This is a genomic window from bacterium, assembly GCA_035945995.1.
Taxonomy (GTDB): Bacteria; Sysuimicrobiota; Sysuimicrobiia; order Sysuimicrobiales; family Segetimicrobiaceae; genus DASSJF01.
Genome location: DASYZR010000120.1, coordinates 1 through 13,704 on the forward strand (window position 1 = coordinate 1; position 13,704 = coordinate 13,704).

15 protein-coding genes are annotated in these 13,704 nt (G+C 69.3%); 1 reads left to right on the plus strand and 14 read right to left on the minus strand.

All coding sequences use genetic code 11. From position 1 onward, the window contains the following. From VGZ23_13905 to VGZ23_13915, 3 genes are all read right to left on the minus strand, one after another. Positions 1 to 1,525, minus strand: a 1,525-nt coding sequence (locus tag VGZ23_13905) for a protein FdrA (protein ID HEV2358682.1), incomplete at its 3' end; no start/stop codon positions are given. Positions 1,526 to 1,635: 110 nt separating this feature from the next. Further along, positions 1,636 to 1,833: a hypothetical protein gene (locus VGZ23_13910; GenBank protein ID HEV2358683.1), complete on the minus strand. Its 198-nt coding sequence runs from the start codon at positions 1,831 to 1,833 to the stop codon at positions 1,636 to 1,638. Between the two features lies 1 nt (position 1,834). Continuing rightward, on the minus strand, positions 1,835 to 2,119 hold the full coding sequence (locus tag VGZ23_13915) for a hypothetical protein (GenBank protein HEV2358684.1): 285 nt from the start codon (positions 2,117 to 2,119) through the stop codon (positions 1,835 to 1,837). Between the two features lie 206 nt (positions 2,120 to 2,325). Between VGZ23_13915 and VGZ23_13920 the strand changes: the two genes are divergently transcribed. Next, positions 2,326 to 3,183: a DUF2269 family protein gene (locus tag VGZ23_13920; GenBank protein HEV2358685.1), complete on the plus strand. Its 858-nt coding sequence runs from the start codon at positions 2,326 to 2,328 to the stop codon at positions 3,181 to 3,183. 52 nt (positions 3,184 to 3,235) lie between these two features. Here the strand turns inward: VGZ23_13920 and VGZ23_13925 are convergent, their stop codons facing one another. From VGZ23_13925 to VGZ23_13975, 11 genes are all read right to left on the minus strand, one after another. After that, a complete protein-coding gene (locus VGZ23_13925) occupies positions 3,236 to 3,472 on the minus strand; it encodes a hypothetical protein (protein ID HEV2358686.1) in 237 nt (78 codons plus the stop codon). A 137-nt stretch (positions 3,473 to 3,609) separates the two neighbouring features. Then, a complete protein-coding gene (locus VGZ23_13930; protein ID HEV2358687.1) occupies positions 3,610 to 4,257 on the minus strand; it encodes an NAD(P)-binding domain-containing protein in 648 nt (215 codons plus the stop codon). A 46-nt stretch (positions 4,258 to 4,303) separates the two neighbouring features. After that, entirely contained in the window at positions 4,304 to 5,203 is a 900-nt protein-coding gene (locus VGZ23_13935; protein ID HEV2358688.1) for a trypsin-like peptidase domain-containing protein, read from the minus strand. A gap of 95 nt (positions 5,204 to 5,298) precedes the next feature. Next, positions 5,299 to 5,931, minus strand: coding sequence for a response regulator transcription factor (locus tag VGZ23_13940; protein HEV2358689.1), 633 nt, complete (start codon positions 5,929 to 5,931; stop codon positions 5,299 to 5,301). A gap of 170 nt (positions 5,932 to 6,101) precedes the next feature. Further along, entirely contained in the window at positions 6,102 to 7,109 is a 1,008-nt protein-coding gene (locus VGZ23_13945) for a cytochrome b N-terminal domain-containing protein (GenBank protein HEV2358690.1), read from the minus strand. 23 nt (positions 7,110 to 7,132) lie between these two features. Then, complete coding sequence (locus tag VGZ23_13950) at positions 7,133 to 7,573, minus strand: hypothetical protein (protein ID HEV2358691.1); 441 nt, start codon at positions 7,571 to 7,573, stop codon at positions 7,133 to 7,135. 39 nt (positions 7,574 to 7,612) lie between these two features. Further along, on the minus strand, positions 7,613 to 8,347 hold the full coding sequence (locus VGZ23_13955) for a plastocyanin/azurin family copper-binding protein (protein ID HEV2358692.1): 735 nt from the start codon (positions 8,345 to 8,347) through the stop codon (positions 7,613 to 7,615). Between the two features lie 30 nt (positions 8,348 to 8,377). Next, the gene (locus VGZ23_13960; protein ID HEV2358693.1) at positions 8,378 to 9,724 is read right to left on the minus strand and encodes a sensor histidine kinase; all 1,347 of its coding nucleotides are present in this window, start codon (positions 9,722 to 9,724) and stop codon (positions 8,378 to 8,380) included. Positions 9,725 to 9,855: 131 nt separating this feature from the next. Further along, positions 9,856 to 10,494 carry a hypothetical protein gene (locus tag VGZ23_13965; protein ID HEV2358694.1) on the minus strand — a complete coding sequence of 213 codons (639 nt, stop codon included), beginning with the start codon at positions 10,492 to 10,494 and terminating at the stop codon, positions 9,856 to 9,858. Positions 10,495 to 10,642: 148 nt separating this feature from the next. Beyond that, a complete protein-coding gene (locus VGZ23_13970; GenBank protein HEV2358695.1) occupies positions 10,643 to 11,287 on the minus strand; it encodes a response regulator transcription factor in 645 nt (214 codons plus the stop codon). After that, on the minus strand, positions 11,253 to 13,556 hold the full coding sequence (locus tag VGZ23_13975; protein HEV2358696.1) for an ATP-binding protein: 2,304 nt from the start codon (positions 13,554 to 13,556) through the stop codon (positions 11,253 to 11,255). The genes VGZ23_13970 and VGZ23_13975 overlap by 35 nt, the downstream gene beginning before the upstream one ends. Between the last annotated feature and the right edge of the window lie 148 nt (positions 13,557 to 13,704).

Sequence of the window (13,704 nt, forward strand, 5' to 3'; positions counted from 1 at the left end):
CCTGTCGCGCCCGCGGCTGCGGATCGTCGTCCGTGCCGCAGACCGACGCGACGACGGCGAGCGAGCGGCCGGCGGCCTGCGCAGCCGCCCGCGCCTCCGCGATCACAGGCGCGAGCGCTCCGGCGGGGTCGGCATGCACCCCGAGTCCAAGCACGACGTCGAGGAGCACCACCGCCACCTCGGGATCCGCCGCCTCCTGCCGCAGGCGCGCCGCGCGCAGCGTCATGTCCAACATCGGGTGCAGCCTGCCGACCGTGAACACGTCGGCCCCGAGGTCCAAGACCGTGTGGCCGCGGCTCGGGCCGATCCCGTCACGGTGCTCCGCGACGCCGGCTGAGACGTTCGTGGAGAGCGGGCGCAGCGCGTGTTCGAGCAGCGTCACGGCCTCCGCGCACAAACTGCCGCCGCTCATCAAACCGCGCAGGTAGCGCTGCGCCGGCGCGAGGCGCGCGACCGCGTCGCGGGCTCTCGCCGTGATCCGGTCGAGCGCGCGCCGGTCACCGGCAAGCGTGACGCCGGCATCCGGATGGCCGTCCGCCGGCCGGGCCGCGCCGTGTACGTCCCGCGCTCCGAGCGCGACCGCGAGACGCGCCGCGTCTTCCAGCGTGCCGGCCTGACAGACCGGCGTCCCGGCCGCGACCGGGGCCGCGCCGAGGAAGACCGTGACGACCGGCTTGCCGAGGGACGCGGCCTCGGCCGCCAGGGCGGCGGCCACCGACGGCGCCGGCGGCTTGGACACGAGCACGACCACACCCGTGTGCGGATCGCGGCCGAGCATCGCGAGCCCCTGCCGCGCCGTGATGCCGCCCACCTCCGCGGACAGATCCCGCCCCCCGGTGCCGAGCGCCTGCGAAACGCCGCCGCCGAACCGGTGCACGAGCGTCGCGATCTCCTGGATGCCGGTCCCCGACGCGCCGACCAGGCCGACCGCGCCGCGCCGCACGCGGTTCGCGAACCCGAGGGCCGCGCCGCCCAGCACCGCCGTCCCGCAGTCAGGCCCCATCATCAGGCGGTGTTCGCCGGCCGCGGCGTGCTTGAGGCGCACTTCATCGGCAAGCGGCACGTTGTCGCTGAACAGCATGACGTGCAGTCCGGCGCCGAGCGCCTCACGAGCGACGCCGGCCGCAAAGCGGCCGGGCACGGAGACGAGCGCGAGGTTCGCCCCGGCGAGATGGCGCGCGGCCGCAGTCACGGTCCGCGGCCGGTACTGTCCGTCCGCGCCCGCCGGGCGGCGGACGAGCAGTCCGTCCACGGCATCGAGCGCGGCCTGAACCTGCTCCGACCTGGCCCCGCCCACCATGACCACGAGATCGTTCGGACCGGCGGCGGTTCCAGCGGCCGGGGCGGTCACGGCAAGACTCATCGGGTCGAGGCCGGCGTCGCGGAGCATTTCCAGGTTCGCGGGGGTCGCCATGACCACACCCGCCTCCTGAACTCCGGGAAATTCGCGCAGCGCCTGTTGCACCTGCATCAGTGCCGCGGAGTCGAAGTAGGCGCTCCGCCGGATGGTGCCGCGAACGATCATCGGAAAATCGGGCGAACCGGAAGCATGCGCATCGCTCGGGTGTGTTTCGACACGGGTGACACGCAGCCTCCGCCCCTGCTCCCACCCTGTTCGAAACCGGTTGACCAGGGTCAGCGCGTCGTGGCGCGCCGGAGATCGACGCGCCCAAGGCCGGCCGTGGACGCCGGGACGCGGCCGGCGATGGCGATCCCGGAGACGACGAGCAGCGTCCCGCCAATGAGCCGCGGGCTCAGCGGCTCGCCGAGAAGCCCGACGCCGAGCAACAGGCCGAAGAACCCAGGAGGCCAAGCCAGGCAAGGGCCCGCCACGTCACCGGAAGATGTTGGCAGCCGCCGGCGGTGCGACCGCGGGAACAGCGAGCTCCAGCATCGCGTCGGCCATGCATACGGCGAGGGTCGCCTGCAAGATCAGCGGCCGTCCGCGCAGGTGCCTCCGGGCAAACGTCGCGGCAGGCGCATAACTGACGGAGGCGGCGAGAACCGCCGCCTGTCCCCAGAGGCTGTTCCACGGTGTCGCCGCCCCCAGGCTGCCGCTCACGAGGACGACGACGCCCGTGAAGCCGGGCGCGACGCCGCCGGCGCGCCACGGCGTCATCTTCTCGTCACGAAGCCAGAAGTGCGCGATGACAAGGGTGAACCACCCGTTTTCTATCCGGTATCATCCGTCAAACCGGGAATGGGCGTGCGACCGTCTCCATGCGCTCTCCACATCGCCTCCATCGCTGCTCCATACCGCGGCCTCACACTCAACCAGAACCCCGGAACCGAGAGCCGCGATCTTGCGACGGCCAAGGAAGGAGCGTGCCGCTTGTGAAACTCAACCACGTCGATTTGCAGGTATCGGACGTCGACGCCGCGCGCGAGTTCTTCGAGCGATTTTTCGGCCTGCGGTGCACGTACCAGCGGCGCGGAGAGATCGCCATGCTGGAAGACGAAGCCGGATTTTCGCTCGGGGTAAGCAACCTGCGCCACTCGCCTCCGCCGGTGTACCCGCCGGATTTCCACGTGGGCTTCGTGCTGGAGCGCACGAGCGAGGTGCGCGAGGTGTACGATCGCCTGCGGAGGGCGGCGTCGCCATCGCGCGTGACCTGCAGCAGGGCGGGCCCAACGTGTACTTCATGTGCGTCGGACCCGATTCCATCCCGGTGGAAGTCCGGTCGCCACGGGACACCCCGTGAGCAACGGCGGAGGTGGTTGATGAGCGCCTATGTGCTCTTGCAATGGATTCACGTGCTGATGGCGATCACCGCGTTGGGGGCCAACATTACCTACGGTGTCTGGCTCACGAGGGCGGCCCGGGAACCGCAGCACCTCGCCTTCGCGCTCCGCGGCGTCAAGATGCTGGACGATCGGATCGCCAATCCGGCCTACGGCCTCCTGCTGATCACGGGCATGGCCATGGCGGGCATGGGGAGGATCCCGCTGACGACGCCCTGGCTCCTCACGGGCCTCATCCTCTACGTCCTGCTCGTAGTGATCGCGATCGTCGGGTACACACCGACGCTGCGGCGCCAAATCCAGGCGCTCGACGCGGGCGGTCCCAATTCACCCGCGTACCAAGCGCTCGCGGCGCGCGGCACGCGCCTCGGGATCTCACTCGCCATCATCGCCGTGATCATCGTGTACATGATGGTGGCCAAACCGGCGTTGTGGGGATAGGCCTCAATAGCGAGGAGCCCGGTGTGACCCGGACGCCGGTCCGCGGCAGGGCCTACCGGACCTGGATGCCGAGCAGCGTCACCCAATACTGGCACGACTGCAGGGCGAACCCGACGAGCAGAAGCGCAGTCCCCAGCACGCCGAGCCGCTGCGACGGCAGCGTGTCGGCCCACCACTCGACGTACGGGCTGACCGTCGCGACCACGGCGCCGACCGCGGCGACGACGAGCCCGATCTCGAACCCGAACTCGACGCCGCGGGCGCCTTCGTGGGTCAGGCGCCCGGCCACGGTCCCGGCGAGACCGATGACCGCTCCCCGAGATCCAGGACGACTCCACTCAGGCTGATCGCCGCGAGGACGTGGCTGCCGATCATCGCACCGGGAGTCCCGCGCGTGCCGGAGCAGACGTGCGGCGCTCGGCGACGTTACGGCTTTCGCAGGAACTTAAACGCGTTGTTCCAGTTGTGGGAGGCTGACCCCGCGAGCACCCACACCATGCACATGGCTTCGAGGTAGTGGGCGGCGGCGATGCCGCCCACGTCGACCGTCTCCCAGCCAAAATCGCGGCAGATATCCGCCACACGCGCCTTGGCGCGCGCGTCGTCGCCGCAGATGAACATGCTCGGCGGTCCCCCCGGCAGCTCGGGCCGAAACATCAGCTGGTTCCCGACGGTGTTGAAGACCTTGACGACCTGCGCGTCCGGCAGGAGCCGCTGGTGCCGCTCGCCCCCGGAGTCCCCCACCCCGCCGGCGAGCCCCGGGGGCGCCCCCTTCGAAAAGTCCAACGGGTTGGTGACGTCCATCACGAGCTTGCCGCGGAAGTGCTCGGGACCGGCGATGCGGATCGCGTTCTCTGTTGCCGCGCCGAGCGTCGCGAGCAGGACCATCTCGCCGAACTGCGCGGCCGCGGTGAAGGAGCCGGCGGATGCGCGCGCGCCGGCCGCCTTCGCCCACGCCGCCGCCTTGGGATTCTCCGGCTCGCGGGAGCCGAGCATCACCTCATCGCCGAGCGCGAGAAATCCCCGCCCGAGTGCCTGGCCGACCTGGCCGCTCCCTAAGATGCCGACCTTCATGGCCACCCCCCTGGTCACGCGGTGTGCCGTCGGGAGTCCCGCGCCATCACGCGGCCGCGGGCCGGTCTCCGATCGTCACCTGCACGTCCTGAATCTGTCCGGCACGCACGAGCCGGACCGACTCCGTCGCGCCGATCCGGTCTTCCGTAAGGAGCCCCATCAATTCATCCGCCCGGTCCACGGACCGGCCGCCGATGGCGAGCACCAGATCGCCGACCAGCAGTCCGGCGCGCTCCGCGGGGCTGCCCGGCTCGACGCCGTGCACGAGGAGCCCGGCGCGCTGATTGACGGTTTGCGCCAGTGCCGAGGGCACGGGCACTGTTTGCGCGGCGACGCCCAGGTATCCTCGTCTAACACGCCCGTGGGTCAGCAGGGCGTCCATCACGCGGCGCACCGTGGGCGTTGGAATGGTGAGTACGAGCCCCCGCCTGAGTCCCGCGGTATTCACCCCGATCACCCGGCCGTCGGCGTCGAGCAGCGGACCGCCGGAGACGCCGCGGACGGGCTCGATGTCGGGCTCCAGATAGCGATCGACTCGGGTCCCACCCGGAATTTGCCAGTCCTGCCCGGCCGCGCTCAAGATGCCCAACCTCGCCCGGACCGTCCGCCCGGGGCGGCCGAGGGCCAGGACCAACTGACCGACCTTCAGGGCTTCCGGGTCCCGCCACGTGAGAACCGGCAGCGCGCTGGCCTGAACTCTGAGGACGGCGAGATCGGTACTCGGATCCCGGCCGACAACCGTGGCCGCGAGTTCGCGTCCGTCGCCCAAGACGATCGTGATATCCTCGTCGCGGCGTAGCATGTGCTCCGTGGTCAGCACAATTCCATCCGCCGACCAGACAATTCCGGTAGACGGGCGGCGCCCGCCCGAGACGCGGACGACCGACGGAGCGGCCGCCTCCACCGCGCCCGCCAGGGCGTCGGAAAACGTCGTGAGTGCACTCATGACCGTGTCACCTCGTTTGCGTGTGATGTGTCTACAACCTGAGGGTAGCGTGGCACGACAGGCCCGACATCCATCGTTCGATCAGGTCCCGGGGGTCAAATCGTGATAAGACCCAGGCGGGCGGCACGGACAACCGCTTCCGTCCGGCTCTGGGTGCTCAGCTTGCCGAGGATAGTATGGACGTGGAACTTCGCGGTGTGCTCCGTAATGCCGAGGCGCTCGGCAATCGCTTTGTTCGCGAGTCCCTCGGCCATCAACCGCAAGACCTCGCGCTCGCGGCGGGTGAGCGTCTCCACGGGGAAGTCCGCCTCGGGGTCTCGGGCCGCGTCCCCAAACCCGGCGACCGAAGGGTCGAGCGCGAGGAGCCCTCCCGCCACCGTCCCGGCGGCGAGGATCACCCGCTCGGCGTCGGCCGCGCGCGGCAGCAGCCCCGCGGCGCCCAGCGCGAGCGCCCGGAACCCGTCGCGCTCGTCCTGAACCACGGCTACGATCGGCACCCGCAGCTCCTGCGCTTCGGAGAGGCGCAGGAGCGACGTTTCGGGATCGTCGCCCAGATCCCAAATGATCGCGTCGGGGTCCGCGGCCGCCGCGGCCGCGGCGAGATCGTCGTCGGTGCCAAACGGTCCGACGACCGTGCATGCGGGATGCGCGGCCAGGCGCGCGCTCATCTCGGATCGCGCGCCGGGATCGTCGATGACCAGCATCAGCGTGAGGGAAGCAGCGACCATACAGCGACCTCGTCGCTGCGCCGAACGCCGCCGAGAGCAGCGTGATTCCCCGGCTCCTCAATGAAGGTCCGCGACAGGCGCTGCGCCACGCCGCCTACGAGCAGGGGTTGTTCGGGTCTTTGTGCCGGCGCAACGCAGATGCCGGGAACAACGGCGACGTCGCGGCGGACTCAGTGGAGATGCGCCACCGGATGCCATATCTCGGCGAAGACGCCAAGGCCGACCAGCACCACCAAGACCGCCGTGCCCGCCGCCAGCGCGCGCCGCCGGCCTCTCCATCCCGGTCTGCGCTCACGATCCAGGATCGGGACGGCGAGCAGCCAAAGGAAGAACACCAACGCGCCCCACAGGCCCTGCAGCCCAAACAGATTCTCCAGCCCGTACAAGGGCAGGAGGAGCCATGGTGGCTTTGTCACCTCGATGCCCGCGACGGGAGCGGCGCCTTCGCCGGGCGGCATGATGACCCCCAGCGCGAGCGCGAGGCCGAGCATGATGCCGCCGTACCCGGCCGCCTTCTTGAGGTGGTGGGCAAACGTGTACCGGGGCTCCGCCGCCGCGGGCCGGGTCAGGTGCGGCGAGATCCCGTGCTGTCGGACCAGGTAGACGTGAGCCGTGAGCAAGATGAAGAGCACAAGCGGGAGCAGGCTCACGTGCGCCATGTACAATCGGGTCAGGAGCGGGACGTGACTCGAAAATGTAGGCGAAAACCAACCGCCGAATATGCCCAGCAACGCGGTGAACGCGACGTTGTGCTCGAGCGCTTCGGCCGCCTCCTGGTCCCATCGCAGCACGGTCCCGGTGTAGAACAAAGCCAGCATCGTCGCGAGCAGCGCGACGCCCACAACCCAGTTGGCCTCGCGCGGGAACCGGTAGGCGCCGGTTGCGTAGACGCGCATCAGATGCAGGAGCAGCACCACCATGGTCAGATGCGAGGCCCAGATGTGGATGCCGCGGATCGCCTCGCCGCCGGGGACTTGGGCGATAATGATCCGGATGCTCTGGTTCGCGGCGCCGGGATCCGGAGCGTAGAACTGGCCGAGAAGGATACCGCTGGCAACCAGGATCACCAAGCCCGCGAGCGTGACCGCGCCCAGGACGTACGGGAACGTGTTGGCGTAGGCAGGGACTTCGTAGAGGAAGTTGTGGAGCACCAGCCGCGCATCCAGCGCGACCCACAACCGCCTTACACGTGAAGGAGAACTCATCCGCGCACGACGAGTACCCCGGCCAGGGCCAGCAGCGCGGCGGCAGCCAGCAGGGCGCACGCGCTCGGCGTGGCGGCGAAGCGCGGCCGGACGGGGATGAGGAGCGTCATGTCGATTCTCGCGGAGCCGGCTTGCGCGGGGCGCAGAGCGTCCATGAGGTCGGCCGCCGCGCCCGTGGGGTTCTCCTCGCCGAGCGCGTGGGCCGCGTTCTCCACACGGCTCATGTCCACTCCGCGCCGATCGGGTGCGAGCAGCGCCAGAATGACCTGTCGCGTGGCCGCGTCAAGGTCGGGCGGGGTGACCTCCAGGGCGGCCAACGCCCGGCGGACCAGGGTGAGCGCATCCTGAGGATTGGCTCCGGCCTCACCGGACCCAGATCCCGAAAGGGCCGCCAGGCCGAGAATGAGGGCGGCCGCGGCCGCCCCAGCGGCGGCCACTACCGTGGGGCGGCCCGGCGCCGCGTGCATGAAAAGGGACTAGAGGACCACTACGAACCCCTGCATCGCGATCGGAAAGTGAGGGGCGCCCTTCTTGGCCGCCGCCAGTCCGAATTTCGGGTTATACGTCGCGCTGCCCTCGTCGTAGAAAAAGTAGATTCCGGGGGTGGCAAACGTCACCGAGTGGCTCTTCCCGGCCGCGAGATCGAATTTGGGCCGGCCGGCCTGGACGAGTACCGGCGTGTGGGTGCGCGTGTCATCGTTGACCCAAGTCACCTTCCCTCCGGCGCGCACCACGGCGACGTCCGGGCCGTAGGCGCCTCCGGAGATCGTGACGGTTGCGGCGGGTGCGCCCGTGAAGCCGGGACCTTTGACCACAATCAGTCCTTCCATGGCCAAGGGGAACGCATCGGATTCTTTCCTGGCGGCGACCCGCCGGCTCGCGGTGTTGAATGTCGCGTGATCCAGGCAGTAGTACGGGTACACCCCGGGCTTGGTGAATTTGAATGACACCGGCTTCCCGGGCGCATGGACGAGCGTGAACGCCTGGGGCGTCCCGGGGACGGTCGTGGTGACGTGCGGGTCGGAATCTTTGTTGATCCATGTGACGGTCTGCCCCGCCTCGATCATGACGGCCGCGGGGGCATAGTTATCTCCCGGGATTGTGACCAGAACCCCGGCGGCGGCCTGGACCGCCCCGCGGTGGATGAGTGGACTGAGCATCGCCGCGCCCGCAAACAACAGAACCGCGATCGTCGTGTACACTCGCCGCATCCTCTGCGCCTCCCTGGTGTCTCGGACCGACTACAGAACTGCGAACGACAACAGAGACGGGGCCCGTGGCACTACGGGCTCGTCGCCGCACGGCAGTATTACGTCAATGCGTGTTCCCGCTCCTGGAAGGGTGGACGCGCTCACCTGCCCGCCGATGGCGGCGGCTCGCTCCCGCATGGCGAACACCCCGATGGCCCGCCCCTCGCCGCCGTGCGGGCTCATCGCGGGTTCGAACCTTGCGCCGTTGTCGGTGACCATGGCGCGCACGGTCAAACCGGCGCGCGCGATGGTCACCCCGACCCGGGTGGCGCCGGCATGTTTGGCGATGTCCGTGAGGGACTCCTGGAGGATGCGAAAGAGCACCACTTCCACCTTCGGCGGCAGGCGCGTCGCGAGGCCGTCGGTTTCAATGTCGACCGATATCCCGGCCGGTCTCAGTACCCGGTGCGCGTGAGCGGAAATGGCGGCCAGGAGCCCGAGCTCGTCGAGAAGCGTGGGCCGCAGGTCGCTGACGATCGCACGGATCTGGTCCAAGGTCTTCTCAGCCACGCTCCGTATGTACGCGATCTGCCGGGTCGTCTCCGCGGGCGCCTCGGCGAGGAACGGTTCGGTGCCATCCAGCGACATGATGAAGGCGGACAGCATCTGTCCGATCTCCTCGTGGAGCGCCCGGCAGATCCACCGGCGTTCGTCCTCCTGCGTGGTGAACACCCGCGCCAGCAGCGTCCCGCGCACGGTGTTGAGCAACGTCAGTTCGCGAACCCGTTGATTGGCGCGCAACACGATCCCGGTCCCAAAGAGCAGCGTGAACACGCCCGACGCCAGCGCTCCCGGCAGCGGGGCCACCGGCCGCAAGAGCGGGTAATCCAACGCATGCAGACCGGTGAAGACGAGCCCCCAGAAGAGAAGGACCGTTCCCCACTGCCGCACGCCGCGCTCGGCCTGCCGGAGGAAGTACGCCGAGGCGAGGAACGCGGCCGCCGCGAAGACCGACGGGGGCCACACCGTGATCCACCAGGTCCCGGCACCCGCGCCGAGTGCCGACGCCGCAAGCACGAACACGGCGGCTCCGCCCGCACCGGCCAGCAGTTGGCGCCGTGTCAGCCCCCGCCACGCCGCGGCCACGCTCGAGAGCATCACCAGCGAGGCCGCGACGAATGCCGTGTTCCGGGCGAAGAAGAGCCAGGGCTGCGCCGTGCGCATCGCCGCCGCTTCGGCCACGACGTGCAGCGTGAACAGGACATAGGCGCCCGTCCACCACAGCACAATCCGCTCGCGGCTCTCGAGGTAACGCAGGAACAACAACAGCGTCACCGCGGCGTGGGCGCCGATCCCCAGGGCCAGCCAGTCGAGCGTCTCGATCGATACCGTCGGCATCGTCAGGCCCTCAACGCGATGCGAAACGCAGGAGGGGCAGGCGCGCGACCGGCCGGGACCTCTCGTTCCGCCGGCCGATCAGCGGCATGCCCCGTCAACCCCTGAGCCATCGCCCTGTGTGCTGCATTACATTACGTCTGGCTTGTCGCGTACCGGGCCCCCTGCGTTACGGCGGTCGGGCCCGTCGTGGACAGTACCGCAGCCGGTTGCGCGGCGAGGTCGGCCGCCATGCGCATCAGGCAGCAGTAGCGCGGCCGCTGATCGTCCCACAGTTGGTTGACGGCCATGCCGGCGACGCCGCCCGATAGTCCGGGGAACCGCCGCACCAGCTCGGCTTGGTACTCCGCCCGCGCATGCAGCGGCGACCCGCCGAGTTGCGCCGTGCGGCCATCGACGGAGCACGCCCAGAGGAGTTTGAACCGCCGTCGCAGCGTGGGCGTCATGATCAGGTCTTCCGGGACGTGACCGTACGCGAACTCGTCGTCGAGGATATCGGCGACGTGTCCCAGCTCGTGACGGAGGAACCGCGTCAACCCGAGCGGATCGGCAAAGCGCGCCGGAAGAACGGTCAAACTAAGCGTGACGCCATCTGCGCCCACCTCCGCGCCCTCTTCGGCCGCGGCCCAGGCCGGGCTCAGGCGCACCTCGGTGAACCGGTCGGTGAGCACCGAGATGGCCTCCCGTACCGTCGCGTCAAATCTACCGACTCCCTCGCGCCGTGCGAGCGCGCCCTCCAGCTCCGGACTGTAGCTGATCCGCGTTGCAGCCATGACCGCGCCTCCCAACGTTCGCGCAACGAGCGCCTCAGTCTCTACGATAGAGTCGGCGCGGGCGCGGCGGTAGAGCCGTTGGCCCCAAGACTGAGGGCCAAAGGTCCCGGGACCTTTGGCCCTTCGGTAGAGCCGCCGCGCGCGGAGGCTAGGACAGTTTCTGCTTGGCGGCCAGCGCCGCGGCCGCCGCGCGCCGCTGCACGTGCAGCTTGCCGAGCAGGGTGCTGACATAGTTCTTGACCGTCTTCTCGCTCAGGTGCAGCGCGGCGGCGATCTCTCGATTGGTCTTCCCGTCCCCGACCAGCGCCAGCACGCGGCGCTCCTGTTCCGTCAGCGCCGCGACGGGATCGCCGCCGGTCCCGGCCAGGCGCCTGAAGCGCGCGAGGAGTTGATGGGTGACCGTGGGATCGAGCAGCGATTCCCCGGCGGCCACGACCTCAATCGCATGGATCAGCTCCGCGCTGCGGGTCTGCTTCAGCAGGTAGCCCGACGCTCCGGCCATCACGGAGGCATCGACGGCTTCCTCATCCGCAAACGACGTGAGCATCAGCACGCGGGTGTCGGGTCGCGCCGACCGGATCTCCCTGCAGGCTTCGACGCCGCTTCCATCCGGGAGGCGCACGTCCATGATCACCACGTCGGGCGCCGCCCGCGCCGCCTCCTCCACCGCGGCCGCCGCGGTCGAGGCTTCGCCGACGATCGTCATATTGGACCGGTGCCCCAGCAGCATCCGGAGCCCGGCCCGCACCACTTCGTGGTCATCCACCAGCAGGATGCGCAGCGGCTTCTCCATGGTGCACCTCCACCTGCGCGCGGGTCGGCCGTGGGACAGAGACTTCGACCGTTGTCCCCGCGTCCGGGGCGGCCGTAACCCGAAGCCGCCCCCCGATCGCGCGGGCCCGTTCGGCCATACTGCCGAGGCCGAGGCCGTAGCGCGACGACAGCCCGGCAGGATCGAATCCACAACCGTCGTCCCGCACCCGGAGCGTGAGCGTGTCGTCTGCCGCGGACGCGTGGACGGTCACGCGTGCGGCCTGCGCGTGGCGGGCGGCGTTCGCGAGCGCTTCGCGAACGATGAGGATCAGTTGATTCCGCATCTCGTTGGGCAGCGCCGGCACTGCGTCGGCGCCTTCGAGGTCCAGGGTGACGGGGAGCCGGGAGTGCTCCTGGAACTCTCCGGCAACGGCCTCCAGAGCCGTCCGGAAGGTCCGCTCGGCCGTCTCGGGTGGACGAAGGTTGTGAACGTAGCCGCGAATCTCCTGAATGATGCGGGTGTGGATATCCAGCGTCTCGGCCAGCCGCCGCTTGGCGTCACCCGGGTCTTCGTCGATCAGTCCGGCGGCGTATTCCAGCGCAAGGTCGACGCCGTACAGGGCCTGCATCGTATTGTCATGGAGATCACGGCTGATGCGATCCCGCTCGCTGAGCACGGCAAGTTGTTGCACCTGCTGGTGCAGCTCGTTGCTCCGGACGGCCAGGGCGGCCAGGGCGGCGAGCGCGGAGAGCAGATTGGTGTCGTCCGGCGTCACGCGGCGGGGCGTGCTGCTGGCTACGCACAGTGTTCCAAGGGTGCGATCGCCGATTTGCACAGGTGCGACGGCGTGCGCGCGGTTGTAGCGGGCGTCGACAAATGGACACGTGTGGCCCGTGGAGCACACTAACGGGTCTCCCTGCGCCAGGCCGCCGGAGCCGTTGGAATGCTCCGGCAGCCGCGCGTCGGGCGGTCCGCTCAACTCCCCGAGCACGATGGGGCCGCCGTGTTCGGTGAACAGGCATAGCGCGCCGACCTCCATGTGGAGCAAGCGCCGCGCGTGCTCGGCGATGGCCGCGAGGATCGTCTGGAGGTCGGTGAGCGCCAGAATCTCGCGGCTGACGGCGTACAGTGCCTGCGCCTCGTGCTCGCGCCGGGCCCGTTCCGCGAGCGACGTCTTCAGGCGGTCGCGCATCGTATCGTAGGCGTCGGCCAGGCTGCCGATCTCATCGTGTCGATCAACCCGCACCACCGTCTCGAGGTCGCCGCCGGCGATGCGCTGTGCCGCGCCGGCCAGGAGCCGCAGCGGCCGCACTACGGTGCCGGTGTCCCACCACGCGAACAAGAGGGCCAGGATCAGGGCGGTCGTGCCGATCAAGAGATTACGGTTCCGCACCGCGACGATCGGGGCAAAGGTTTCGGCTTGAGTCTGCCCCACACTCACCCCCCACGCCGTCTGATACAGCGGGGCAAAGGCCATGATGTGGTATCCGTGGACCTGCCCTCCTTCGACCACCGCGGCGCGGCCGACCCCCGCCCGATGGCCGGCCATGAGCGCGTGATGGAACAGAGGGTGTTCGTTGGCCTGGAAGGCCTCGGCGTCTTCGGTGGTGGCCAGAACCTCTCCGTGCGCATCGATGATCAGCGCGTGCCACGTGGTGCCCGGCCGGCGCGTCGCGCTGTACTCCGTAATGTAGGGCAAGAGCTGCTGCCGGCGAAGGTCGACGGCGGCGCACAGTCCTCCGGCACGAATCGGCAATGGCACACAGAGCAGGACGGCTGGGACCCGGCCGGCACCCAGGACCTCGAGATTCGATGCCGCCGCGGGCGCGCCGCCGAGAACTTTCCCCAGGGCCGCATCGTTCCGGAAATTGATCGCAAAATCCCCCGGATGGGCGGGTTCCGCGATTCTGAGGCGCCCTGTCGCATCCACGAGGTAGAAGCCGTACGAAGCAAGCGCAATTTGGGACCGCATCTGACGAAGCAGTTCCCGTTGGCGGTCCGCGGCGGCGCCCGAAGCAGCCATTGCCGGCGAAGACGCAAGCGCCTGCAACTGCCGGAAGGATTGAGCCAGCGTTCCGTCCAGGAGCTCCGCCGTAGCCTGCGCTGATCGGAGCCGCTCTTGGAGTAGCTGGTCGGTCAACTGCCGTGCCATCTGGTAGCTGTCAACGCCCATGACGACCAGCAGAACCAGAATGCCGACGGCGACGACCACCATGATTCGCGCCCGCAGGCTTCGCCCAGAAGACCACCCGCGCGCTGTGTCGGCGATCCGCTGTCTCCACGCAAACCCGTGGTGAGGCGCGTCCATCTCTGGTTCCTTTGCCCTGGCTTCGGAGCCGGGCGGGTATTTCTATCAGGATAACGCGAGAATACAGGGAGGGAGTATCGGGCGGCGGCCCGTATGTGGCATCAGACCTTCGCCGTATGGGGGCTGGGGGACCCGGCGAAAGGGGAAA

Excerpts from the sequence above, each read along its gene's own strand:
- VGZ23_13955 (HEV2358692.1), bottom strand. The coding sequence starts at position 8,347 with ATGCGGCGAGTGTACACGACGATCGCGGTTCTGTTGTTTGCGGGCGCG.
- VGZ23_13965 (HEV2358694.1), bottom strand. The coding sequence starts at position 10,494 with ATGGCTGCAACGCGGATCAGCTACAGTCCGGAGCTGGAGGGCGCGCTC.
- VGZ23_13935 (HEV2358688.1), bottom strand. The coding sequence starts at position 5,203 with ATGAGTGCACTCACGACGTTTTCCGACGCCCTGGCGGGCGCGGTGGAG.
- VGZ23_13975 (HEV2358696.1), bottom strand. The coding sequence starts at position 13,556 with ATGGACGCGCCTCACCACGGGTTTGCGTGGAGACAGCGGATCGCCGAC.
- VGZ23_13970 (HEV2358695.1), bottom strand. The coding sequence starts at position 11,287 with ATGGAGAAGCCGCTGCGCATCCTGCTGGTGGATGACCACGAAGTGGTG.
- VGZ23_13940 (HEV2358689.1), bottom strand. The coding sequence starts at position 5,931 with ATGGTCGCTGCTTCCCTCACGCTGATGCTGGTCATCGACGATCCCGGC.
- VGZ23_13960 (HEV2358693.1), bottom strand. The coding sequence starts at position 9,724 with ATGCCGACGGTATCGATCGAGACGCTCGACTGGCTGGCCCTGGGGATC.
- VGZ23_13915 (HEV2358684.1), bottom strand. The coding sequence starts at position 2,119 with ATGACGCCGTGGCGCGCCGGCGGCGTCGCGCCCGGCTTCACGGGCGTC.
- VGZ23_13930 (HEV2358687.1), bottom strand. The coding sequence starts at position 4,257 with ATGAAGGTCGGCATCTTAGGGAGCGGCCAGGTCGGCCAGGCACTCGGG.